The 24,580-nt window shown below is 40.3% G+C and carries 25 protein-coding genes; 23 read left to right on the forward strand and 2 right to left on the reverse strand.

What is annotated here, in order from left to right; genetic code table 11:
• Nucleotides 1-7: 7 nt before the first annotated feature.
• A complete protein-coding gene (gene glgP / locus N8M95_RS08345) occupies nucleotides 8-2,266 on the forward strand; it encodes a glycogen/starch/alpha-glucan family phosphorylase (protein WP_261117001.1) in 2,259 nt (752 codons plus the stop codon).
• A 351-nt stretch (nucleotides 2,267-2,617) separates the two neighbouring features.
• Nucleotides 2,618-2,824, forward strand: coding sequence for a hypothetical protein (locus N8M95_RS09350; RefSeq protein ID WP_084947287.1), 207 nt, complete (start codon nucleotides 2,618-2,620; stop codon nucleotides 2,822-2,824).
• A gap of 108 nt (nucleotides 2,825-2,932) precedes the next feature.
• Here N8M95_RS09350 and N8M95_RS08350 read toward each other — a convergent pair whose 3' ends face one another.
• On the reverse strand, nucleotides 2,933-3,781 hold the full coding sequence (locus N8M95_RS08350) for a putative RNA methyltransferase (RefSeq protein ID WP_084947290.1): 849 nt from the start codon (nucleotides 3,779-3,781) through the stop codon (nucleotides 2,933-2,935).
• A gap of 257 nt (nucleotides 3,782-4,038) precedes the next feature.
• Here N8M95_RS08350 and N8M95_RS08355 point away from each other — a divergent pair, with 257 nt between their 5' ends.
• Together N8M95_RS08355 and N8M95_RS08360 are read left to right on the forward strand one after the other, a co-directional pair.
• Nucleotides 4,039-4,317: a DUF6110 family protein gene (locus tag N8M95_RS08355; protein WP_000910909.1), complete on the forward strand. Its 279-nt coding sequence runs from the start codon at nucleotides 4,039-4,041 to the stop codon at nucleotides 4,315-4,317.
• 1 nt (nucleotide 4,318) lies between these two features.
• On the forward strand, nucleotides 4,319-6,379 hold the full coding sequence (locus N8M95_RS08360; RefSeq protein WP_084947292.1) for a heavy metal translocating P-type ATPase: 2,061 nt from the start codon (nucleotides 4,319-4,321) through the stop codon (nucleotides 6,377-6,379).
• 77 nt (nucleotides 6,380-6,456) lie between these two features.
• Here the strand turns inward: N8M95_RS08360 and tyrS are convergent, their stop codons facing one another.
• Complete coding sequence (gene tyrS / locus N8M95_RS08365) at nucleotides 6,457-7,713, reverse strand: tyrosine--tRNA ligase (protein WP_084947295.1); 1,257 nt, start codon at nucleotides 7,711-7,713, stop codon at nucleotides 6,457-6,459.
• Between the two features lie 141 nt (nucleotides 7,714-7,854).
• Here tyrS and pbp1b point away from each other — a divergent pair, with 141 nt between their 5' ends.
• The 19 genes from pbp1b to yajC all read left to right on the forward strand — a co-directional run bounded on the left by pbp1b (nucleotide 7,855) and on the right by yajC (nucleotide 24,552).
• Nucleotides 7,855-10,305 (forward strand): penicillin-binding protein PBP1B, encoded by a 2,451-nt coding sequence (pbp1b, locus tag N8M95_RS08370; protein WP_261117002.1) that lies wholly within the window; start codon nucleotides 7,855-7,857, stop codon nucleotides 10,303-10,305.
• A gap of 504 nt (nucleotides 10,306-10,809) precedes the next feature.
• Nucleotides 10,810-11,868: a zinc-dependent alcohol dehydrogenase family protein gene (locus N8M95_RS08375; protein WP_261117003.1), complete on the forward strand. Its 1,059-nt coding sequence runs from the start codon at nucleotides 10,810-10,812 to the stop codon at nucleotides 11,866-11,868.
• A 151-nt stretch (nucleotides 11,869-12,019) separates the two neighbouring features.
• Nucleotides 12,020-12,385, forward strand: coding sequence for a DUF1033 family protein (locus N8M95_RS08380; RefSeq protein ID WP_064275827.1), 366 nt, complete (start codon nucleotides 12,020-12,022; stop codon nucleotides 12,383-12,385).
• Nucleotides 12,386-12,459: 74 nt separating this feature from the next.
• Nucleotides 12,460-13,401 (forward strand): competence type IV pilus ATPase ComGA, encoded by a 942-nt coding sequence (gene comGA, locus N8M95_RS08385; RefSeq protein ID WP_261027858.1) that lies wholly within the window; start codon nucleotides 12,460-12,462, stop codon nucleotides 13,399-13,401.
• Nucleotides 13,349-14,365: a competence type IV pilus assembly protein ComGB gene (gene comGB / locus N8M95_RS08390; RefSeq protein ID WP_261117020.1), complete on the forward strand. Its 1,017-nt coding sequence runs from the start codon at nucleotides 13,349-13,351 to the stop codon at nucleotides 14,363-14,365. Before comGA ends, comGB begins: the two co-directional genes overlap by 53 nt.
• A 1-nt stretch (nucleotide 14,366) precedes the next feature.
• Nucleotides 14,367-14,693, forward strand: a complete 327-nt coding sequence (comGC, locus tag N8M95_RS08395) for a competence type IV pilus major pilin ComGC (protein WP_261117004.1) — start codon at nucleotides 14,367-14,369, stop codon at nucleotides 14,691-14,693.
• Nucleotides 14,686-15,090, forward strand: a complete 405-nt coding sequence (gene comGD, locus N8M95_RS08400; protein ID WP_261117006.1) for a competence type IV pilus minor pilin ComGD — start codon at nucleotides 14,686-14,688, stop codon at nucleotides 15,088-15,090. The genes comGC and comGD overlap by 8 nt, the downstream gene beginning before the upstream one ends.
• A complete protein-coding gene (gene comGE / locus N8M95_RS08405) occupies nucleotides 15,053-15,355 on the forward strand; it encodes a competence type IV pilus minor pilin ComGE (RefSeq protein ID WP_261117007.1) in 303 nt (100 codons plus the stop codon). Before comGD ends, comGE begins: the two co-directional genes overlap by 38 nt.
• Nucleotides 15,318-15,779: a competence type IV pilus minor pilin ComGF gene (comGF, locus tag N8M95_RS08410; protein WP_261117008.1), complete on the forward strand. Its 462-nt coding sequence runs from the start codon at nucleotides 15,318-15,320 to the stop codon at nucleotides 15,777-15,779. Before comGE ends, comGF begins: the two co-directional genes overlap by 38 nt.
• Nucleotides 15,757-16,170: a competence type IV pilus minor pilin ComGG gene (gene comGG, locus N8M95_RS08415; RefSeq protein ID WP_261117009.1), complete on the forward strand. Its 414-nt coding sequence runs from the start codon at nucleotides 15,757-15,759 to the stop codon at nucleotides 16,168-16,170. The genes comGF and comGG overlap by 23 nt, the downstream gene beginning before the upstream one ends.
• Nucleotides 16,171-16,202: 32 nt before the next feature.
• Nucleotides 16,203-16,790 (forward strand): class I SAM-dependent methyltransferase, encoded by a 588-nt coding sequence (locus N8M95_RS08420; protein ID WP_247930606.1) that lies wholly within the window; start codon nucleotides 16,203-16,205, stop codon nucleotides 16,788-16,790.
• 60 nt (nucleotides 16,791-16,850) lie between these two features.
• Nucleotides 16,851-17,804: a class I SAM-dependent methyltransferase gene (locus N8M95_RS08425; RefSeq protein ID WP_247930607.1), complete on the forward strand. Its 954-nt coding sequence runs from the start codon at nucleotides 16,851-16,853 to the stop codon at nucleotides 17,802-17,804.
• Between the two features lie 50 nt (nucleotides 17,805-17,854).
• A complete protein-coding gene (locus N8M95_RS08430) occupies nucleotides 17,855-19,045 on the forward strand; it encodes an acetate kinase (RefSeq protein ID WP_247930608.1) in 1,191 nt (396 codons plus the stop codon).
• A 149-nt stretch (nucleotides 19,046-19,194) separates the two neighbouring features.
• A complete protein-coding gene (gene rnpA / locus N8M95_RS08435) occupies nucleotides 19,195-19,566 on the forward strand; it encodes a ribonuclease P protein component (protein WP_261023146.1) in 372 nt (123 codons plus the stop codon).
• On the forward strand, nucleotides 19,541-20,365 hold the full coding sequence (locus N8M95_RS08440) for a membrane protein insertase YidC (protein ID WP_261117010.1): 825 nt from the start codon (nucleotides 19,541-19,543) through the stop codon (nucleotides 20,363-20,365). The genes rnpA and N8M95_RS08440 overlap by 26 nt, the downstream gene beginning before the upstream one ends.
• A gap of 17 nt (nucleotides 20,366-20,382) precedes the next feature.
• On the forward strand, nucleotides 20,383-21,369 hold the full coding sequence (gene jag, locus N8M95_RS08445; protein WP_020902385.1) for an RNA-binding cell elongation regulator Jag/EloR: 987 nt from the start codon (nucleotides 20,383-20,385) through the stop codon (nucleotides 21,367-21,369).
• A 50-nt stretch (nucleotides 21,370-21,419) separates the two neighbouring features.
• The gene (locus N8M95_RS08450; RefSeq protein WP_261117011.1) at nucleotides 21,420-22,043 is read left to right on the forward strand and encodes a ribonuclease P; all 624 of its coding nucleotides are present in this window, start codon (nucleotides 21,420-21,422) and stop codon (nucleotides 22,041-22,043) included.
• Between the two features lie 115 nt (nucleotides 22,044-22,158).
• The gene (gene tkt, locus N8M95_RS08455; RefSeq protein ID WP_261117012.1) at nucleotides 22,159-24,135 is read left to right on the forward strand and encodes a transketolase; all 1,977 of its coding nucleotides are present in this window, start codon (nucleotides 22,159-22,161) and stop codon (nucleotides 24,133-24,135) included.
• Nucleotides 24,136-24,252: 117 nt separating this feature from the next.
• Nucleotides 24,253-24,552 (forward strand): preprotein translocase subunit YajC, encoded by a 300-nt coding sequence (gene yajC, locus N8M95_RS08460; RefSeq protein ID WP_261117013.1) that lies wholly within the window; start codon nucleotides 24,253-24,255, stop codon nucleotides 24,550-24,552.
• Nucleotides 24,553-24,580: the final 28 nt, after the last annotated feature.

The raw sequence follows: 24,580 nt of genomic DNA on the forward strand, positions 1-24,580 counted from the left end.
CTTAAACATGTTATCACTACAAGAATTTGTACAAAATCGTTACAATAAAACCATTGCAGAATGTAGCAATGAAGAGCTTTACCTGGCTCTTCTTAACTACAGCAAGCTTGCAAGTAGTCAAAAACCAGTTAACACTGGTAAGAAAAAAGTTTACTACATCTCAGCTGAGTTCTTGATTGGTAAACTTTTGTCAAACAACTTGATCAACCTTGGTCTTTACGACGATGTTAAAAAAGAACTTGCAGCTGCAGGTAAAGACTTGATTGAAGTTGAAGAAGTTGAATTGGAACCATCTCTTGGTAATGGTGGTTTGGGACGTTTGGCTGCCTGCTTTATCGATTCAATTGCTACTCTTGGTTTGAACGGTGACGGTGTTGGTCTTAACTACCACTACGGTCTTTTCCAACAAGTTCTTAAAAACAACCAACAAGAAACAATTCCAAATGCATGGTTGACAGAGCAAAACTGGTTGGTTCGCTCAAGCCGTAGCTACCAAGTGCCATTTGCTCACTTCACATTGACATCAACTCTTTACGATATCGATGTACCTGGTTACAAGACAGAAACTAAGAACCGCTTGCGTTTGTTTGACTTGGATTCAGTTGACTCTTCAATCATTAAAGACGGTATCAACTTTGACAAGACGGACATCGCTCACAACTTGACTCTTTTCCTTTACCCAGATGATAGTGACCGTCAAGGTGAATTGCTCCGTATCTTCCAACAATACTTCATGGTTTCAAACGGTGCGCAATTGATCATCGACGAAGCAATCGAAAAAGGAAGCAACTTGCATGACCTTGCTGACTACGCGGTTGTACAAATCAACGATACTCACCCATCAATGGTTATTCCTGAATTGATCCGTCTTTTGACTGCACGTGGTATTGAACTTGACGAAGCAATCTCAATCGTTCGTAACATGACTGCCTACACTAACCACACAATCCTTGCTGAAGCTCTTGAAAAATGGCCTCTTGAATTCTTGCAAGAAGTGGTTCCTCACTTGGTACCAATCATCGAAGAATTGGACCGTCGTGTGAAAGCAGAAGTGAAAGATCCAGCTGTTCAAATCATCGATGAGAGCGGACGTGTTCACATGGCTCACATGGATATCCACTACGGATACAGCGTTAACGGGGTAGCAGCGCTCCACACTGAAATCTTGAAGAACTCTGAATTGAAAGCCTTCTACGACCTTTACCCAGAAAAATTCAACAACAAAACAAACGGTATCACTTTCCGTCGTTGGCTCATGCATGCTAACCCAAGACTATCTCACTACTTGGATGAGATTATTGGAGAAGGTTGGCACCATGAAGCAGATGAGCTTGAAAAACTCTTGTCTTATGAAGACAAAGCAGCTGTCAAAGAAAAATTGGAAAGCATCAAGGCTCACAACAAACGTAAATTGGCTCGTCACTTGAAAGAACACCAAGGTGTGGAAATCAATACAAACTCTATCTTTGATATCCAAATCAAACGTCTTCACGAGTACAAACGCCAACAAATGAACGCTTTGTACGTGATCCACAAATACCTTGACATCAAAGCTGGTAACATCCCTGCTCGCCCAATCACAATCTTCTTTGGTGGTAAAGCAGCTCCAGCCTACACAATCGCTCAAGACATCATCCACTTGATCCTTTGCATGTCAGAAGTTATTGCTAACGATCCAGCAGTAGCTCCACACTTGCAAGTAGTTATGGTTGAAAACTATAACGTTACTGCAGCAAGCTTCCTTATCCCAGCATGTGATATCTCAGAACAAATCTCACTTGCTTCTAAAGAAGCTTCAGGTACTGGTAACATGAAATTCATGTTGAACGGAGCTTTGACTCTTGGTACTATGGACGGTGCTAACGTGGAAATTGCTGAGTTGGTTGGAGACGAAAATATCTACATCTTTGGTGAAGATTCAGAAACTGTTATCGACCTTTACGAAAAAGCAGCTTACAAATCAAGCGAATTCTACGCTCGTGAAGCTATCAAACCATTGGTTGACTTCATCGTTAGCGATGCAGTTCTTGCAGCTGGAAACAAAGAGCGCTTGGAACGTCTTTACAATGAATTGATCAACAAAGACTGGTTCATGACTCTTCTTGACTTGGAAGACTACATCAAAGTGAAAGAGCAAATGTTGGCTGACTACGAAGACCGTGACGCATGGTTGGATAAAGTTATCGTAAACATTTCTAAAGCAGGATTCTTCTCATCTGACCGTACAATCGCTCAGTATAACGAAGATATCTGGCACTTGAACTAATACTCTTCGAAAATCAAATTCAAACCACGTCAGCGTTGCCTTGCCGTACTCAAGTACAGCCTGCGGCTAGCTTCCTAGTTTGCTCTTTGATTTTCATTGAGTATAAGATACAAGATTTATACTAATACACTTTCCTATGAAGCGAATTTCGATTGAAATTCGCTTTTTTGAATGCCGTGGATTTTGGTTAATTCTGTCTAAAAATAGAGAAATTCTAGATGCAGTGAAGGCTTAGAAATGCTGGTTTTCACTGTCTTCAGCCTTATATTTCTTTGTAGTTGATTACCTCATATTTCTTGTATTCGCTTACACAAAGTATTATAATATAATTGTAGGAAAGAAGGTGTTTTTATGTGGAAAAAATATTTTTCAAAATATAAATGGACTGATTTATTTTGGATTTTATTTATCATTTTGACCTGCCTCTATATAGGTAACCATGATTTGTTTCCTCTCAATCATCAAGAAATCTCTTTTCGTGGTAGCCTTTGGGGTTTGGTACTTGCCCTATATCACTTGCTATTTATTGATAAGTTTGTTATCTCGAATCGAAAATAAAGTTTAGGACTTAGTAATGTTAAATTTCTTAACTTTTCGGATAGATAATTTTAAAATTGAAATTTAAAACCGCAGATCTTCTTGAAATGCGGTTTTTGTATATGCCAATTACAGTGCTTTCCCAACCAGAATCTCTGCTTCGATGGTAATGTTTGTCAAGTCGCTCCAGTCAATCTTGCTCTGGTCAACGTGAAAGAGAAGGGGTGTCATGCTGAGTAGGGCTTGGAGCTGCTCTGCTGTGATAGGTTTGCTCAGAGAGGCAGTTTGGCTAGATAGGATGGTAAAATGTTCTTGGAAATGATTTTTGATATCTTGATTAGAATAGTCTTTGTTTGTTAGCTGGTCTTGTATCTTCTGACGAATTTCCTTGAGGTGATTTTCAGTTGGGATAACCTTTATCAAGATGCCGTTTTGGGATAGAACGCGACGAAATTCTCCATAGTTGGCAGGTGAGAAGATATCAAGCAGGATATCCATGCTGGAGTCTTTTATAGGAAGACGAGCTAAGTCACCAACAAACCAATTGACTGCCCAGTTGGGTTCGCTCTTGGCAGCGATTTGGACTGAATCTTTGGAGATGTCAAAGGCATAGAAGGTTTTGTCAGGATGCCTTTCTTGAAGCTTGCGAGAATAGAAACCTTCACCACAACCAATATCTAAAATTGTGTTGGCATTTTTTGAGTTTGAAAGTAAATCAGAGACGACCTCTAGAATAGCCTGATAAAAGCCGGCTTCTAGGATTTGTTGACGGTTTTGAAAATTTTCCTTGTCGTAGTTAGCAGATTGCTTGATTTGAGGGGCTAGATTGACATAGCCGAATTTCGCCAAGTCAAAAGAATGACGGTTGTAGCACTTGAAACTAGTCTCTAGCAGAGTCAGATTTTTTTGACAGATAGGACAGGCAAAGGCAGTCGCAGAAGCAAAACGCTGAATTTTGGGTTTGAGATTTGTATTCATAGTTTAAGTGTATCAAAAGAGGCAAATGAAAGCAACTTTAGGAATAAGTAGATGGGAGATTCAGTAGAAATAAAACTAATACTCTTCGAAAATCAAATTCAAACCACGTCAACGTCGCCTTGCCGTACTCAAGTACAGCCTGCGGCTAGTTTCCTAGTTTGCTCTTTGATTTTCATTGAGTATAATTCTCCAATTTATGAAATGACATTGCTTTTATATCTAAATTGCTATATAATAATGATAAGGAGGAAATAAGTATGTTAAAAGAAGTATTAACCGTCGCAAAAGTTGCGAAAAAATCATCACTCTTTTTGGGTGGTGTCGCATTTGGTACCCTTGGTTTGAAAATCTTGGCAAGTAAGGAAGCTAAAAAAGGTTATTCTAAAGCTTTGGCTAAGGCTTATAAGTTAAAAGACGAGCTAGATGCATCTGTTTCTGTTGTGAAGCAACATGGAGACGATGTCTTGCAAGATGCCAAATATTTGTACGAGCAAGAGAAAAAAGAAGAGCAATTAGATAGCCTTATAGGGGAATAATATGTCTTTTAAAGTGCTACATAGAGGATACCAACATATCCGACTATCATCTTCTTTTTCACTCACCTTGGATATTCAAGACTATCTTCGTTCCTTGGCGAGAGATGAAAAGGGGATTGAGTCTATCCAGTTTTACATGGATCAACAGCACTTTACTCTACGTATAAAAGAAGGCTTTTCTGTATTAGATAATGCAGAAGCCTTTTTAAAAAGAATTGATAAAGGGAAAGTTTCTGAGTTGATGACTCTTCCTGTTCGTAGAGAAGAGAGTGCCTATTCTATCGTTTCAGGTGCAGCGATTAAGCGTGTGCTTTTTCGTAGTCTTGTGCCGTCTCCTATTCGCTATATATGGACTTGTTATCAGGCTTTTGGATATGTTAAAGAAGCCTATCAAACACTAGTGCGTAAGGAACTAACGATGGAGGTCTTGGACTGTTCGGCTATTTTATTGTCTTTGTTTATGAACCAATCCAAGACTGCCAGCAACATCATGTTTATGCTTGATTTGGGGAATCATTTAGATCAGTGGTCCTTGAAAAAAACGGCAACAGATTTAGAACAGAGTCTTCTTGCAAAAGAGAGCGATGTATTCTTGGTACAGGGCGATACGGTCGTTAGTATCAAGAGTTCCGATGTTCAAATAGGAGATGTCTTGGTCCTATCTCAAGGAAATGAAATTCTGTTTGATGGACAAGTAGTTTCAGGTTTAGGTATGGTCAACGAAAGTTCCTTGACGGGAGAGAGTTTTCCAGTTGAAAAAAGAGAGTCTGATTTGGTTTGTGCAAACACAGTCTTGGAGACTGGGGAGCTACGCATTCGTGTAACCGATAATCAGATGAACAGCCGTATTTTACAGCTGATTGAGTTGATGAAAAAATCTGAAGAAAACAAGAAAACGAAACAACGTTATTTCATCAAGATGGCGGACAAGGTCGTCAAATATAATTTCTTGGGGGCTGGTCTGACTTATCTATTAACAGGTTCTTTTTCTAAGGCTATTTCTTTCCTATTGGTCGATTTCTCCTGCGCTTTGAAAATCTCTACTCCTGTAGCTTATTTAACAGCTATCAAGGAGGGGTTGAATCGTGAAATGGTGATTAAGGATGGGGATGTTCTGGAGAAATATCTGGAAGTTGATACTTTCTTGTTTGATAAGACGGGAACAATCACAACTAGTTATCCTATAGTTGAAAAGGTGTTACCTTTTGGGGACTATAGTGAAGAAGATATTCTCAGAATCAGTGCCTGTCTTGAGGAACACATTTATCATCCTATTGCTAATGCCATCGTCAAGCAAGCTGAGATAGAGGGAATTGAACATGAGGAAATGCATGGGAAACTCCAATATATCGCAAGCAAGGGGATTAAATCTCATATAGATGGGCAACCAGTTCTTATTGGGAATTATGTTTTGATGCAGGATGAGCAAATTCATATCAGTTCAGAACAAAATGCTTTAATTGAAGAGTACAAGAGTCACTACAATCTCTTATTCTTGGCTTATCAGAATGAATTGATTGGAATGTTCTGCATTCATACTCCTTTGAGAAAAGAAGCAAAAGCAGCCTTGGAGAAACTTAAGGCGCAAGGGAAAAAATTGATTCTGGCAACAGGGGACACCTTGGTTAGAACAGAGGAATTAGTCAAAGATTTGCCCTTTGATCAGGTCTATACAGACTTGAAACCTGATGGAAAATTTGAGTTAGTAGAGGAACTGCAGAAAGCAGGTCACACTATTTTGATGGTTGGGGATGGGTTGAATGACTCAGCTGCTCTAACCCTATCAGATATCGGTGTGGTGATGAATGAGAGTGCAGATATTTCTAAGCAGATGAGCGATATCTTATTGTTAGATAATCGCTTGGATTTCTTTCAAGAGTTGGATTGGCTATCATCATCTTTGCAAACACTCATCAAGAAGAATATTCAAGATACTGTTGTCGTAAATAGTAGTTTGATTGGCTTTGGCTTGTTTAACTGGCTCAGTCCTTCAAATCTCTCTATCTTACATAATCTAACAACCTTGCGCATTGTACTGCGTAGCCTGTCTATTAAGGGATAGGTGGGGACTATTAACAGCAAAAAGGAGTTACCTTTCTCGAGGTTAACTCCTTTTTTTATAGGTAAATGTTGAACAGTTTAGTAAGTCAATACAAAGTATTTTTTCTTTCCACGACGGATAACAGTTAGTTCGTTCTCTAACTTATCTGCGTCAGTCAAGACATAGTCAAGGTCTTGGATGCGGTCACCGTTTACGTAGATAGCTCCGTTTTGGACGTCTTCACGGGCTTGGCGTTTTGAGTTAACCACACCAGATGAAACGAGCAGTTCCACGATATTGTGGTTTTCGTCTTCTTGTACCTGGTAGTTTGGTACTCCACGAAGTCCTTGTTTGAGCTCTTTAACAGAAAGGTTTTTGATGTTTCCTGCAAAGAGTTGCTCAGTGATGTTAAGAGCTTCTTTGTAGGCTTCTTCTCCGTGAACAAGTGTAACGACTTCACGAGCCAAGACTTTTTGAGCCAAGCGTTCGTGTGGCGCTGCTTCAAATTGTTTACGGATGTCTTCAATCTCATCAAGTGACAAGAAAGTAAAGATTTTCAAGAAGCGAACAGCGTCAGCGTCCATAACGTTCATCCAGAATTGGTACATTTCATATGGGGAAGTCTTTTCAGGATTGAGCCAGACTGCGTTTCCTTCTGATTTACCAAATTTCTTACCAGTTGCATCGGTAATCAGTGGAACAGTGATAACGTGGCCTGTCTTGTCAGCCTTACGACGAAGCAATTCGGTACCAGCTGTCATATTTCCCCACTGGTCAGAACCACCGATTTGAAGCGTTACGTTGTGGTCTTGGTTAAGAACGAAGAAGTCGTAACCTTGCATGATTTGGTAAGCGAACTCAGTGTAAGAAATTCCTGTTTCAATCCGTTTTTTCACAGACTCCTTGCTCATCATGTAGTTGACAGTAAAGTATTTTCCGATATCACGGAGGAAATCAATGAAGCTGATGCTGCCAAACCAGTCGTAGTTGTTGACCATGACAGCCTTGTTTTCCCCATTTTCAAAGTCAAGAAAACGAGAAAGTTGTCCTTGGATAGACTTGACCCAGCCATCTACTGTGTCTTTTGTTTGGAGACTACGTTCAGCATCTTTGAAGGACGGATCTCCGATGAGACCTGTAGCACCGCCAACGAGCGCATAGGGTTTGTGACCTGCTAGCTGCAAGCGACGACTTGTCAAGATTGCGACAAGGTGGCCTAGGTGAAGGCTGTCAGCAGTTGGATCGTAGCCAGTATAATAAGAAACTTGACCTTCTTCTAGGGCTTTACGCAAAGCTTCTTCATCAGTCGTTTGAAAAATCAAACCACGCTCTTTTAGCTCATCAAAAATGTGCATGTGTCTTTTCTCCTTTTTAAAAATATTGTTTCTAACTATTGTATCACAAACTTGGGCAATAGCCTAGTAGAATAGGGAAGAAAGTGGCTATTTTATTGAAAGTTTCCCTTTTATGGTATAATAGATAGAGTGAGGAAATCCATGCAAAATCAATTAAATGTATTAAAACAAAAAATGCTGGAATTTTTCCAGCGAGTAAAATCAAAAATAAATCATATAAAATCAGAGAAAGTCCCAAAAGAGAAGAAGTTGGATGGGACAGGTGGGAAGATCCTGTCTATCCTGGGAGGCATTTTAGTTGCTATTAAGGGAATTTTGAATACTCTCTTTATTCTAGGCTTTATCGGTGGGCTTTTTGGTGCTGGTGTAGCTCTTGGTTATGGAGTTGCTTTGTTTGATAAGGCCAAGGTTCCCCAAGCGGAGGACTTAGTCAAGCAGGTTAAAAATATTTCTTCCATCTCAGAAATTGTTTATGCAGATGGGAGTGTTATTGCTTCTATCGAGAGTGACCTACTGCGAACTTCTGTTTCATCTGAGGAAATATCGGACAATCTCAAAAAGGCTATCGTTGCTACTGAGGATGAACATTTTCTTGAACATAACGGGGTTGTGCCAAAAGCTGTGATTCGGGCGACTTTGGGAACCTTTGCAGGTTTGGGCTCATCTAGCGGGGGCTCGACCTTGACCCAACAGTTAATCAAGCAACAAGTGGTTGGGGATGCTCCGACTTTGGCTCGTAAGGCTACAGAAATTGTTGATGCCCTTGCCTTGGAACGTAGCATGAGTAAGGATGAAATCTTGACGACTTATCTCAATGTTGCTCCCTTTGGTCGAAATCATAAAGGGCAGAATATTGCAGGTGCCCAGCAAGCTGCTGAAGGGATTTTCGGTATCGATGCCAACAAGTTGAGTATTCCCCAAGCTGCCTTCCTAGCAGGTTTGCCACAGAGTCCGATTACTTATTCTCCTTATGAAAATACTGGAGAGTTAAAGAGTGATGAAGACTTAGAACTTGGTTTGAAGCGGGCCAAGGATGTTCTCTACAACATGTACCGTACGGGTGCTCTGACTCAGGAAGAATACGACCAGTACAAGGATTATAGTCTTAAACAAGACTTCTTGCCATCAGGTACTGTCAATGGTGTTTCGAGAGATTATCTCTACTTTACAGCTATGGCTGAAGCGACAGACCGTATGTATGATTATTTAGTTCGACAGGATAATGTTTCGAGCCAAGAGTTGAAAAATGAAGCGATTCGAAAGGCTTATCATGAGAGAGCTGAGCAGGAACTAAGTAATGGCGGCTACAAAATCACTACAACGATCAATAAAAAAATCCATGCGGCCATGCAAAATGCAGTTGCTAGCTATGGTCATTTGGTAGATGATTCGACTGGGCAGCCTGAAGTAGGGAATGTTTTGATGGACAATAAAACGGGGGCTGTTCTAGGCTTTGTTGGTGGTCGTAATTACCAGACTAACCAAAACAATCACGCCTTTGACACTAAGCGTTCGCCAGCCTCTACAACCAAGCCTTTGCTGGCCTACGGAATTGCCATTGACCAAGGTTTGATGGGAAGTGCTAGCATATTGTCAAATTATCCTACAAATTTTGCCAATGGTAGTCCGATTGTGCATGGTAGTAGTAAAGGCACAGATATGGTCAATTTGGGTGATGCTTTAAACTATTCATGGAATATTCCAGCCTATTGGACCTATCGGATGCTTCGTGAAAAAGGTGTCGATGTTAAGAGCTATATGGAAAAAATGGGTTACGAAATTCCAGAGTACGGTATCGAAAGTCTACCTATGGGTGGTGGTATTGAAGTTACAGTCGCCCAGCATACTAATGGTTATCAAACAATTGCCAATAACGGTGTTTACCATCAGAAACATGTGATTTCTAAGATTGAATCATCTGATGGCACAGTAATCTATGAATTCCAAGACAAACCAGTTCAAGTGTACTCGAAGGCAACAGCAACGATTATGCAGAGTTTGCTTCGTGAGGTGATTTCATCTCGGATCACTTCAAGTTTCCAAACGGATTTGGCTTCTATCAATTCAAGCTTAGCTCGTGCAGACTGGATTGGTAAGACTGGTACAACCAACGAGGATGAAAATATGTGGCTCATGCTTTCGACACCAAGATTGACTCTAGGTGGTTGGCTAGGCCACGATGACAACCATCCAATGGCTAAGGGGGCTGGGCATTATCGAAATGCCAAATATATGGCCCACTTGGTCAATGCTATCCAACAGGCTGAGCCTGGTGTTTGGGGCAATGAACGCTTTAATCTTGATTCTAGTGTGACTCAATCTCAGGTCCTCAGATCAACAGGGCAGAAACCTGGCAAAGTATCCGTTAATGGAAGAACAGTGGATCTTTCAGGTTCTACTGTAACGAGCTATTGGGCTACCAAGACGGGAGCTCCTACGACAAGCTATCACTTTGCTATTGGAGGAAGTGAAGCAGATTACCAAAATGCTTGGTCAAGTATTATTGGTAGTTTCTCATCTACACCAAGCTCAAGTAATACTTCAAGCAGTACATCAAGTTCATCATCTACACAATCAAATAGCAGAAGATAGAACTATAAAATAGAAACCTCTCTTTTTCAAGTGTAAAATAAAAATCTTAAATAACGGTCTTGAATCTCGTTAAGTGAGAAGCAAGGCCGTTTTTATGCTCTTAAAGACAAAAGCTATTGTCAAAATTGTTGGTAAAATGTAAATTATCAAGTGAGTTTTGCAGCCTAGATAATATTGCAGAGATTATTTGTAATTTTAGTATAGAAATTTACTGAAAGTGCAATTGTTTTGGATGTCCTAGTGTTTCAATGATACAGAAGAATATTCTCCATCTATCAGTAATATCGTCTCTGTTTAATCGTTTTATGTTAATCGAAAGTTCTTCTGCAGCAGTGAAGTTTCTCTTTGTTAAGAATGAAAGCAGACAAGCTTCTGCTTTTTATCTGCATTGCTTTACTGGTAAATAAAAAAGTTAAAAAAATCACAAAAAAACTTGAACAAACAAATGAAAAGGCTTACAATTGTATTAAAAATAGTACAAATAAAAAAACGGAGGATTGCTTTATGAAAGCCTATACTTATGTTAAACCAGGACTTGCTTCTTTTGTTGATGTAGATAAACCAGTTATTCGCAAGTCAACAGACGCTATTGTACGTATCGTAAAAACCACTATTTGTGGAACAGACCTCCATATTATCAAAGGGGATGTTCCCGCTTGTCAAAGTGGTACCATTCTTGGTCACGAAGGGATTGGGATTGTTGAAGAAGTTGGAGAAGGAGTTTCTAACTTCAAAAAAGGCGACAAGGTTTTGATTTCTTGTGTCTGTGCCTGTGGTAAATGCTACTACTGTAAAAAAGGGATTTATGCCCACTGTGAAGACGAAGGAGGCTGGATTTTCGGTCACTTGATTGATGGTATGCAGGCTGAATATCTACGTGTCCCTCATGCAGATAATACTCTTTACCATACTCCAGAAGACTTGTCAGATGAAGCCTTGGTTATGTTATCAGACATTCTACCTACTGGATATGAAATTGGTGTCTTGAAAGGGAAAGTAGAACCTGGTTGTAGTGTAGCCATTATTGGTTCAGGACCTGTTGGATTGGCTGGTCTCTTGACAGCTCAGTTTTACTCACCAGCCAAATTGATTATGGTGGACTTAGACGATAACCGCTTGGAAACTGCTTTATCATTTGGTGCGACTCATAAAGTTAATTCTTCAGACCCTGAAAAAGCCATTAAAGAAATTTATGATTTGACAGATGGCCGTGGTGTAGATGTCGCTATTGAAGCTGTTGGTATTCCTGCAACATTTGATTTCTGTCAAAAGATTATCGGTATAGACGGAACAGTTGCCAACTGTGGTGTGCATGGTAAACCAGTTGAATTCGATTTAGACAAACTTTGGATTCGCAACATCAATGTAACAACTGGTTTGGTATCTACAAATACCACTCCACAATTGTTGAAAGCACTTGAAAGTCATAAGATTGAACCAGAAAAATTGGTAACTCATTATTTCAAACTCAGTGAAATTGAAAAAGCCTATGAAGTCTTCAGTAAGGCAGCAGACCACCATGCCATCAAGGTCATTATCGAAAACGACATTTCTGAAGCTTAGGAAACGAAAAATTTTTATCACGTAAGTAAATAGAAATTCAGTCATCCACCAGATGGCTGGATTTTTTATCAAAAAATTAAGAAATGAGCATATTTCTTTCCTTGTTTAATGGAATTGGTTATAATATACGATACAAAGGAAATGAATGAATATGTATCGTGTTATAGAAATGTATGGAGATTTTGAACCTTGGTGGTTCTTAGAAGGTTGGGAAGAAGATATTGTAGCTAGTAAGAAATTTGACCAGTATTATGATGCTCTCAAATACTATAAAACTTGCTGGTTTAGATTGGAACAAGAATCCCCTCTTTATAAAAGTAGAAGTGATTTGATGACCATTTTTTGGGATCCAGAAGACCAACGCTGGTGTGATGAATGTGACGAGTATTTACAACAATACCATTCTTTGGCTCTTTTGCAGGACGAGCAGGTTATTCCAGATGAAAAACTACGCCCAGGCTATGAAAAACAAACTGGTCAGGAAAGGCATCGTTCTTGCCGTATGAAATTAAATTAGAGAAAAGTAACTTTTTGGAGTTGCTTTTTTTATTTTTCCAACTCTTTGCGAATAGTATAGTTGAGGAGGTAAGTATGGTTCAAGAAATTGCACAAGAAATCATTCGTTCAGCTCGGAAAAAAGGGGCGCAAGACATTTATTTTGTCCCTAAGTTAGATGCCTATGAGCTTCATATGAGGGTAGGAGACGATCGATGCAAGATTGGCTCTTATGATTTTGAAAAGTTTGCTGCTGTCATCAGTCACTTTAAGTTTGTGGCGGGTATGAATGTTGGAGAAAAGCGACGTAGTCAACTTGGTTCCTGTGATTATGAATATGACCAAAAGATGGCATCTCTACGTCTATCTACTGTAGGCGATTATCGAGGACATGAGAGTTTAGTGATTCGCTTGTTGCATGATGAGGAGCAGGATTTGCATTTTTGGTTTCAGGATATTGATGAATTGGGCAAGCAGTACAGGCAACGTGGTCTCTATCTCTTTGCTGGTCCAGTCGGAAGTGGCAAGACAACCCTGATGCATGAATTGGCCAAGTCTCTCTTTAAAGGACAGCAAGTCATGTCCATCGAAGATCCTGTCGAAATCAAGCAGGACGACATGCTCCAGTTGCAGTTGAATGAGGCGATTGGACTAACCTATGAAAATCTCATCAAACTTTCCTTACGTCATCGACCAGACCTCTTGATTATCGGAGAAATTCGGGACAGCGAGACGGCGCGTGCAGTGGTCAGAGCCAGTTTGACAGGGGCGACAGTCTTTTCAACCATCCATGCCAAGAGCATTCGAGGTGTTTATGAGCGCCTGCTGGAGTTGGGTGTGAGTGAGGAAGAGTTGGCAGTCGTTCTACAAGGAGTCTGCTATCAAAGATTAATCGGGGGAGGAGGAATCGTTGACTTTGCAAACAAAGACTATCAAGAACACCAGCCAACTAGCTGGAATGAACAGATTGACCAGCTTCTTAAAAATGGACATATCACAAGTCATCAGGCTGAAACAGAAAAAATTAGCTACAGCTAAGCAAAAAAATATCATTACCTTGTTTAACAACCTCTTTTCCAGCGGTTTTCATCTGGTGGAAACCATCTCCTTTTTAGATAGGAGTGCTTTGTTGGACAAGCAGTGTGTGACCCAGATGCGCACGGGCTTGTCTCAAGGGAAATCATTCTCAGAAATGATGGAAAGTTTGGGATTTTCAAGTGCCATTGTCACGCAGTTATCCCTAGCTGAGGTTCATGGAAATCTTCACCTGAGTTTGGGAAAGATAGAAGAATATCTAGACAATCTGGCTAAGGTCAAGAAAAAGTTAATTGAAGTAGCGACCTATCCCTTGATTTTGCTGGCTTTTCTTCTCTTAATTATGCTAGGGCTACGTAACTACCTGCTACCACAACTGGATAGTAGCAATATTGCCACCCAGATTATCGGCAATCTGCCACAAATCTTTCTAGGGATAGCAGGGCTGGTTTTCTTATCAATATTTCTAGCCAGTCTTTTCTATAAAAAAAGTTCCAAAATGCGTGTTTTTTCTCTCCTGGCACGAATTCCTTTTTTTGGTATCTTTGTTCAAACCTATTTGACAGCCTATTATGCGCGTGAATGGGGAAACATGATTTCTCAGGGGATGGAGTTGAGTCAGATTTTTCAAATAATGCAGGAACAAGGTTCTCAATTATTTAAAGAAATTGGTCAAGACTTGGCAAAATCTTTGCAAAACGGGCGTGAATTTTCACATACTATAGCAAGCTATACTTTCTTTAAGAAGGAACTAAGTCTTATCATTGAGTATGGAGAAGTTAAGTCCAAGTTGGGTAGTGAACTGGAAATCTATGCTGAAAAAACTTGGGAGGCTTTTTTTACCCGGGTGAATCGCAGTATGAATTTAGTACAGCCACTAGTCTTTATCTTTGTGGCTCTTATAATCGTTTTACTTTATGCGGCAATGCTCATGCCTATGTATCAAAATATGGAGGTAAATTTTTAGAATGAAAAAAATGATGACTTACTTGAAAAAAGCTAAGGTAAAAGCTTTTACATTGGTGGAAATGTTGGTGGTCCTTTTGATTATCAGTGTTCTTCTCTTGCTATTTGTGCCTAATTTGACCAAGCAAAAAGAAGCAGTTAACGACAAAGGAAAAGCAGCTGTTGTGAAGGTGGTAGAAAGCCAGGCAGAGCTTTATAGCTTAGATAAAAATGAAGAGGCTAGCCTAAGCAAGTTACAAGCAGATGGGCGAATCACAGAAGAGCAGGCTAAAGCCTATAATGAATACTATACAAAAAATGGAGGAAAAAATCGTACAGTCAATGATTAAGGCTTTTACCATGCTGGAAAGTCTCTTAGTTTTGGGACTTGTGAGTATCCTTGCCTTGGGCTTTTCCGGCTCTGTTCAGTCTACTTTTGCGGCGGTAGAGGAGCAGATTTTCTTTATGGAGTTTGAAGAACTCTATCGGGAAACCCAAAAACGCAGTGTAGCTAGTCAGCAAAAGACAAGTTTGAGTATAGACGGACAGACCATTAGCAATGGCAGACAAAAGTTGACAGTTCCTAAAGGGATTCAGGCACCATCGGGACAAAGTATTACATTTGACCGAGCTGGGGGCAATTCGTCCCTGGCTAAGGTTGAATTTCAGACTAGTAAAGGAGCGATTCGTTATCAATTATATCTAGGAAATGGAAAAATTAAACGCATTCAGGAAACAAAAAATTAGGGCAGTGATTTTACTGGAAGCAGTAGTCGCTCTAGCTATCTTTGCCAGCATTGCGACGCTCCTTTTGGGACAAATTCAGAAAAATAGGCGAGAAGAAGCAAAAATCTTGCAAAAGGAAGAAGTCTTGAGAGTAGCTAAGATGGCTCTGCAGACAGGTCAAAATCAGGTAAACATCAATGGAGTTGAGATTCAGGTGTTTTCTAGTGAAAAAGGATTGGAGGTCTACCATGGTTCAGAACAGTTGTTGGCAATCAAAGAGCCATAAGGTCAAGGCTTTCACCTTGTTGGAATCTCTGATTGCTCTCATTGTCATCAGTGGGAGTTTACTTCTCTTTCAAGCCATGAGTCAGCTACTCATTTCAGAAGTTCGTTATCAGCAACAAAGCGAGCAAAAAGAGTGGCTATTGTTTGTGGACCAGTTGGAGGTAGAATTAGATCGTTCGCAGTTCAAAAAAGTGGAAGGCAATCGTCTCTATATGAAGCAGGATGGCAAGGATATTTCTATAGGTAAGTCTAAATCAGATGATTTTCGGAAAACCGATGCCAGTGGACGAGGTTATCAGCCTATGGTTTATGGCCTCAAATCCGCACAGATTACAGAGGATAATCAACTGGTTCGCTTTCGTTTTCAATTCCAAAAAGGCTTAGAAAGGGAGTTCATCTATCGTGTGGAAAAAGCAAAAAGTTAAGGCGGGTGTTCTCATCTATGCAGTCACTATGGCAGCTATCTTTAGTCTTTTGTTACAATTTTACTTGAACCGACAGATCGCCCACTATCAAGACTATGCTTTGAATAAAGAAAAACTGGTTGCTTTTGCTATGGCCAAGCGAACCAAAGATAAGGTTGATAAGGAAAGTGGGGAACAGACCTTTAATCTGGGTCAGGTGAGCTATCAAAATAAGAAAACAAGCTTGGTGACAAGGGTTCGTACGCCTAAGAGTCAATATGAGTTCATCTTTCCTTCAGTCAAAATAAAAGAAGAGAAAACGGATAAAAAGGAAAAGCTAGTGACTGATTCAAGTGAAAAAGCGGAGAAGAAAAAATCAGAAGAGAAGCTTGAAAAGAAAGAGAATTCCTAGTCAATTCAGCTACTTTGTGCTAAACTAAAAGCATGAAACACGATTTTAACCACAAAGCAGAAACTTTTGATTCGCCCAAAAACATCTTCCTCGCAAATTTGGTTTGTCAGGCAGTCGAGAAACAAATTGATCTTCTATCAGACAAAGAAATTCTGGATTTCGGTGGAGGAACGGGTCTATTAACCTTGCCTCTGGCCAAACAAGCCAAGTCTGTAACATTGGTGGATATTTCGGAGAAAATGCTAGAGCAAGCTCGTTTGAAAGCGGAACAGCAAGACATCAAGAATATCCAGTTTTTGGAGCAAGATTTACTGGAAAAACCCTTGGAGCAAGAGTTTGATCTGATTATTGTCAGTCGAGTTCTTCACCATATGCCTGATTTGGATGAGGCTCTTTCACTGTTTCATCAACATTTGAAGGAAGACGGACAACTCCTACTTGCTGATTTTACCAAGACAGAGGCTAATCATCATGGATTTGATTTAGCTGAACTGGAAAAACAGCTAATTGAGCATGGCTTTTCATCTGTGCATAGTCAGATCCTCTATAGCGCTGAAGACCTGTTTCAAGGAAATTACTCTGAACTCTTTTTAACAGTAGCCCAAAAATCACTCGCCTAGTCAGGGAGTGATTTTTCTATAAGGATGGAAAAAAGAAGGGAAATTTGATAAGATAGGAATATGGATTTTGAAAAAATTGAACAAGCTTATACCTATTTACTAGAGAATGTCCAAGTTATCCAAAGTGATTTGGCGACCAACTTTTATGACGCCCTGGTGGAGCAAAACAGCATCTATTTGGATGGTGAAACTGAGCTAGAGCAGGTCAAAGAGAACAATCAAGCTCTTAAGCGTTTAGCGCTACGCAAAGAAGAATGGCTCAAGACCTACCAGTTTCTCTTGATGAAGGCTGGGCAAACAGACCCCTTGCAGGCCAATCACCAGTTTACACCAGATGCCATTGCTTTACTTTTGGTGTTTATTGTGGAAGAGCTGTTTACAGAGGAGGAGATTACGATCCTCGAAATGGGTTCTGGGATGGGAATTTTGGGCGCTACTTTCTTGACCTCGCTTGATAAAAAGGTAGATTATTTGGGAATGGAAGTGGATGATTTGCTGATTGATTTGGCAGCTAGCATGGCTGATGTAATTGGTTTGCAGGCTGGTTTTGTCCAAGGAGATGCCGTTCGTCCACAAATGCTCAAAGAAAGCGATGTGGTCATCAGCGACTTGCCTGTCGGCTATTATCCTGATGATGCCGTTGCGTCGCGACATCAAGTTGCGTCTAGCCAAGAACATACTTACGCCCATCACTTGCTCATGGAACAAGGACTTAAGTATCTCAAGTCAGACGGATATGCTATTTTTCTAGCTCCGAGTGATTTGTTGACCAGTCCTCAGAGTGATTTGTTGAAAGGCTGGTTGAAAGAGGAAGCGAGTCTGGTTGCCATGATCAGTCTGCCTGAAAATCTTTTTGCCAATGCTAAACAATCCAAGACGATTTTTATCTTACAGAAGAAAAGTGAAACAGCAGTAGATCCTTTTGTTTATCCACTTGCTAGCTTGCAAGATGCAAGTGTTTTAATGAAATTTAAAGAAAATTTTCAAAAATGGACTCAAGGTACTGAAATATAAAATAGATTTTGTTATAATAGATGAAAACGCTTAAAAAGGGGTATCATATTATGACAAAAACAATTGCAATCAATGCGGGAAGTTCAAGTTTGAAATGGCAACTTTATCAAATGCCAGAGGAAAAAGTTCTTGCTAAAGGTTTAATTGAACGGATTGGTTTGAAAGATTCTATTTCAACTGTAAAATTTGATGGCCGTTCTGAACAACAAATTTTGGATATCGAAAATCACACACAAGCCGTTAAAATTTTATTGGATGACTTGATTCGTTTTGATATTATCAAGGCTTATGATGAGATTACTGGTGTTGGACACCGTGTTGTTGCGGGTGGAGAATATTTCAAAGAATCAACAGTCGTTGAGGGAGATGTTTTAGAAAAAGTTGAAGAGTTGAGTTTGTTGGCTCCTCTCCACAATCCAGCCAATGCAGCAGGTGTTCGTGCCTTCAAGGAATTGTTGCCAGACATTACCAGTGTAGTTGTTTTTGATACTTCATTCCACACAAGTATGCCAGAGAAAGCTTATCGCTACCCTCTACCAACAAAATATTACACAGAAAACAAGGTTCGTAAATATGGTGCCCACGGTACAAGTCACCAGTTTGTAGCAGGAGAAGCTGCAAAACTCTTGGGCCGTCCATTAGAAGACTTGAAATTGATTACTTGCCACATCGGTAATGGTGCTTCTATTACAGCAGTTAAGGGCGGTCAATCTGTTGATACTTCAATGGGCTTCACTCCACTTGGTGGTGTGATGATGGGAACTCGTACAGGAGATATTGACCCAGCGATCATTCCTTACTTAATGCAATATACAGAGGACTTTAATACTCCTGAAGACATTAGTCACGTTCTTAATCGTGAATCCGGACTAATGGGGGTTTCAGGTAAATCCAGTGATATGCGTGATGTGATTGCTGCTATGGAAGAAGGGGACCACGATGCCACTTTGGCTTATGAAATGTATGTTGACCGTATCCAAAAACATATCGGTCAATACCTTGCAGTCTTAAATGGAGCAGATGCTATTATCTTCACAGCAGGTATCGGTGAAAATGCTGCAAACGTACGTGAAGATGTTATTTCAGGTATCTCTTGGTTTGGCTGTGATGTTGATCCAGAAAAGAACGTCTTTGGTGTGACAGGAGACATCTCAACAGAGGCAGCGAAGATCCGTGTATTGGTTATTCCAACAGATGAAGAGCTAGTTATTGCCCGTGACGTTGAACGCTTGAAAAAATAAGTAAAACTAGTAAAAATATTCCGTACAAGGAGTTGGGAAAGAGATTTTTCCAACTTCTTTTTATGGTGAAATTGTCCAAAACCTTGCTATGATTGGCTTTTTTGAAAAATATGGTATAATAGTAGTAATTTAATAGATGGAGTTGAGTTTTGAAGAAAAACTTTCGTGTAAAAAGAGAGAAAGATTTTAAGGCGATTTTCAAGGAGGGGACAAGTTTTGCCAATCGCAAGTTTGTTGTCTACCAACTAGAAAATCAGAAAAAACATTTTCGAGTTGGTCTATCAGTTAGCAAAAAACTGGGGAATGCCGTCACTAGAAATCAAATTAAGCGACGGATTCGGCATATTATCCAGAATGCAAAAGGGAGTCTGGTAGAAGATGTCGACTTTGTTGTCATTGCTCGAAAAGGAGTCGAAACCTTGGAATACGCAGAGATGGAGAAAAATCTACTCCACGTATTAAAATTATCAAAGATTTACCAGGAAGGAAATGGGAGTGAAAAAGAAACTACAGTTGACTAGTTTGCTAGGACTGTCTCTATTGATCATGACAGCCTGTGCGACTAATGGAACAACTAGTGATATTACAGCCGATTCGGCTGATTTTTGGAGTAAATTTGTTTACTTCTTTGCGGAAATTATTCGCTTTTTATCGTTTGATATCAGTATCGGAATGGGGATTATTCTCTTTACGGTCTTGATTCATACAGTTCTCTTGCCAGTCTTTCAAGTGCAAATGGTGGCTTCTAGAAAAATGCAAGAAGCTCAGCCACGCATTAAGGCGCTTCGAGAACAATATCCGGGTCGAGATATGGAAAGCAGAACCAAGCTAGAGCAAGAAATGCGTAAAGTCTTTAAAGAAATGGGTGTCAGACAGTCAGATTCTCTTTGGCCGATTTTGATTCAGATGCCGGTTATCTTGGCCTTGTTCCAAGCTCTATCAAGAGTTGACTTTTTAAAGACAGGTCATTTCTTATGGATTAACCTTGGTGGTGTGGATACAACCCTTGTTCTTCCGATTTTAGCAGCTGTATTCACCTTTTTAAGTACTTGGCTGTCCAACAAAGCTTTGTCTGAGCGTAATGGCGCTACGACTGCGATGATGTATGGGATTCCAGTCTTGATTTTTATCTTTGCAGTTTATGCGCCAGGTGGAGTCGCCCTATACTGGACAGTGTCCAATGCTTATCAAGTCTTGCAAACCTATTTCTTGAACAATCCATTCAAGATTATCGCAGAGCGCGAGGCTGTAGCTCAGGCACAGAAAGATTTGGAAAATAGAAAAAGAAAAGCCAAGAAAAAGGCTCAGAAAACGAAATAATAAGGAGGAATCTGGTAATGGTAGTATTTACAGGTTCAACTGTTGAAGAAGCAATCCAGAAAGGATTGAAAGAATTAGATATTCCAAGAATGAAGGCTCATATCAAAGTCATTTCTCGCGAGAAAAATGGATTTTTTGGTTTGTTTGGTAAAAAACCAGCCCAGGTTGACATTGAAGCCATTAGTGAAACAACTGTCATTAAGGCAAATCAACAAGCTGTTAAGGGGGTTCCTAAAGAAATCAATGAACAAAATGAACCAGTTAAAACAGTCAGTGAAGCGACCGTTGATTTGGGGCATGTTGTAGAAGCAATTAAAAAGATTGAAGAAGAAGGCCAAGGGGTTTCTGATGAAGTCAAGGCTGAAATTTTGAAAAATGAAAAACATGCTAGCACCATCTTAGAAGAAACTGGGCATATTGAGATTTTAAATGAATTACAGCTTGAAGAAGCCGGCATCGAAGAAGTAGAAACTCCTATTGTTGAGAGTCGAGCTGAACAAACTGAAAGTCAAGAATTAGAAGATTTGGGCTTAAAGGTGGAACCGAGCTTTGATATTGAACAAGTAGCTACGGAGGTAACGACTTATGTTCAGACGATTATTGATGATATGGATGTCGAAGCGACGATTTCAAATGACTATAACCGTCGTAGCATCAATCTACAAATTGATACCAATGAGCCAGGTCGCATTATCGGCTACCATGGTAAAGTCTTGAAGGCCTTGCAGCTGTTAGCTCAAAATTATCTTTACAACCGCTATTCAAGAACCTTCTACATTACAATCAATGTCAATGATTATGTCGAACACCGTGCAGAAGTCTTGCAGACCTATGCGCAAAAATTGGCGACTCGTGTTTTAGAAGAAGGCCGCAGTCATCAAACGGATCCAATGTCAAATAGCGAACGTAAGATTATCCATCGTATTATTTCACGTATGGATGGCGTGACTAGTTACTCTGAAGGTGACGAGCCAAATCGCTATGTCGTTGTAGATACAGAGTAAGTAAAATCAGGTTTATCCTGATTTTTTGCTAGTTAGAAGAGGTTAAACGGATGTTAAATGAGATAAGAAACTATCTAGACTTTGCTGGTTTGCAGTACCGTAATCCAGATAAAGCGGGAGAAGAGCGAGAGAAAATGCTGGAATTGCGCCACAAAGGTCAAGAGGCCCGAAAGGCTTTTACAGAATTGGCCAAAGCTTTCCAAGCAAGCCATCCAGAATGGCAACTTCAACAGACTAGCCGGTGGATGAACCAAGCGCAGCGCTTGCGACCACACTTCTGGGCTTATCTACAGCGTGAGGGGAAAGTGACAGAACCTATGATGGCCTTACGTTTGTACGGAAGTTCTTCTGATTTTGGAGTCTCACTAGAAGTCAGTTTCATCGAGCGCAAGAAAGATGAGCAAACTTTAGGCAAGCAGGCCAAAGTTTTAGAAATTCCAACCGTTGAAGGGATTTATTATCTAGCCTACTCAGATGGTCAAAGTCAAAGATGGGAGGCGAACGAAGAAAATCGCCAGGCCTTAGTCAAGAAGATGGGCAGTCAAGAAATCCGAAAAGTTTTAGTGAAATCAGATGTTTCTATCATAGAAAATCAATCTTTAGAAGTGATTTTAGAAAAATTAGAAGATGCTTATGAACGCTTACTTCCCTACTATCAGGCGACTAGAGGATAGCAAATAGAATACTTATTTACGTCGAATTGTTTAATTGCTATTCTATGTATTTTTTCATATAATAGTAAAATAGAATGTGTGATTCACTAATCACCTCAAATAGAAAGGAAATTCTATGTCAAATCTATCTGTTAATGCAATCCGTTTCCTAGGTATTGACGCCATTAATAAAGCCAACTCAGGTCACCCAGGTGTGGTTATGGGAGCAGCTCCGATGGCTTACAGCCTCTTTACAAAACAACTTCGTATCAATCCAGCTCAACCAAACTGGATTAACCGTGACCGCTTTATTCTTTCAGCAGGTCATGGTTCAATGCTCCTTTATGCCCTTCTTCATCTTTCTGGTTTTGAAGATGTCAGCATGGATGAGATTAAGAGCTTCCGTCAATGGGGTTCAAAAACACCAGGTCACCCAGAATTTGGCCATACAGCAGGAATTGATGCTACGACAGGTCCTTTAGGTCAAGGGATTTCAACTGCCACTGGTTTTGCCCAAGCAGAACGTTTCTTGGCAGCCAAATATAACCGCGAAGGCTACAATATCTTTGACCACTATACTTACGTTATCTGTGGAGACGGAGACTTGATGGAAGGTGTCTCAAGTGAGGCGGCTTCATACGCAGGCTTGCAAAAACTAGACAAATTGGTTGTTCTTTATGATTCAAATGACATCAACTTGGATGGTGAGACAAAGGATTCCTTTACAGAAAGTGTTCGTGACCGTTACAATGCCTACGGTTGGCATACTGCCTTGGTAGAAGATGGAACAGACTTGGAAGCAATCCATGCTGCTATCGAAACAGCTAAAGCTTCAGGCAAACCATCTTTGATTGAAGTGAAGACGGTTATTGGATACGGTTCTCCAAACAAACAAGGAACTAATGCCGTACATGGGGCTCCTCTTGGAGCAGATGAAACTGCAGCAACTCGTCAGGCTCTTGGTTGGGACTACGAACCATTTGAAATTCCAGAACAAGTTTACGCTGATTTCAAAGAACATGTTGCAGACCGTGGTGCATCAGCTTATGAAGCTTGGACAAAATTAGTTGCAGATTATAAAGAAGCTCACCCAGAACTAGCTGCAGAAGTAGAAGCCATCATCGACGGACGCGATCCAGTTGAAGTGACTCCAGCAGACTTCCCAGCTTTAGAAAATGGCTTCTCTCAAGCAACTCGTAATTCAAGCCAAGATGCCTTGAACGTTGTGGCGGCTAAGTTGCCAACCTTCTTGGGTGGATCAGCTGACTTAGCTCACTCAAACATGACTTATATCAAGACTGACGGACTTCAAGACGACGCCAATCGCTTGAACCGTAACATTCAGTTTGGTGTTCGTGAATTTGCCATGGGAACAATCTTGAACGGGATGGCTCTTCATGGTGGACTTCGTGTATACGGTGGAACTTTCTTCGTCTTCTCTGACTATGTGAAAGCAGCTGTTCGCTTGTCAGCCTTACAAGGACTTCCTGTGACTTATGTCTTTACCCACGATTCAATCGCGGTTGGGGAAGACGGTCCAACGCACGAACCAGTTGAGCATTTAGCAGGTCTTCGTGCCATGCCAAATCTAAATGTTTTCCGTCCAGCAGATGCGCGTGAAACTCAAGCAGCTTGGTACCTTGCAGTGACAAGTGAGAAAACACCAACTGCCCTTGTCTTGACACGTCAAAACTTGACTGTCGAAGAGGGAACAGACTTCGACAAGGTTGCTAAAGGTGCTTATGTTGTATATGAAAATGCAGCAGACTTTGATACAATCTTGATTGCGACAGGTTCAGAGGTCAATCTTGCTGTCTCAGCTGCCAAAGAATTGGCTAGTCAAGGAGCAAAAGTCCGTGTAGTCAGCATGTCATCTACAGATGTCTTTGATAAACAAGATGCAGCATACAAGGAAGAAATTCTTCCGAATGCAGTTCGCCGTCGTGTTGCAGTCGAAATGGGTGCAACTCAAAACTGGTACAAATACGTTGGGCTTGATGGCGTCGTTCTCGGTATTGATACCTTCGGAGCTTCTGCCCCAGCACCAAAAGTATTGGCAGAATATGGCTTTACTGTAGAAAATCTTGTAAAAGTCGTTCGAGACTTGAAATAATCCTAGAAATCAGAGCGCAAGCTCTGGTTTTTTCTTACTAGAAAAGCAAGGTACAATCTTGTAAAAGTAGCTGAAATTTGATATAGTAGTCCTATGTAAAAGACAAAGGAGAAGAAAATGAATCCAAATTATACATTTTTAATCATTCTTGTGGCTATGGTGGGCTTGATGTTCTTTACGCAACGATCTCAAAAGAAACAAGCACAAAAACGTATGGAAAGCTTGAATAAATTACAAAAAGGCTATGAAGTTATTACAATCGGTGGACTTTATGGAACAGTCGATGAAGTAGATACAGAAAAGAAAACAATTGTTCTTGATGTAGATGGGGTTTACTTGACTTTTGAACTAGCTGCTATCAAGACAGTATTACCACTTAAAGAAACAGCTTCACTCGAAGGTGCAATTGAAAAATAAGACGGGATCACGAACTCCCGTTTTTCTA

The organism is Streptococcus mitis (assembly GCF_946190325.1).
In the GTDB taxonomy this organism is placed as follows: domain Bacteria; phylum Bacillota; class Bacilli; order Lactobacillales; family Streptococcaceae; genus Streptococcus; species Streptococcus mitis_CF.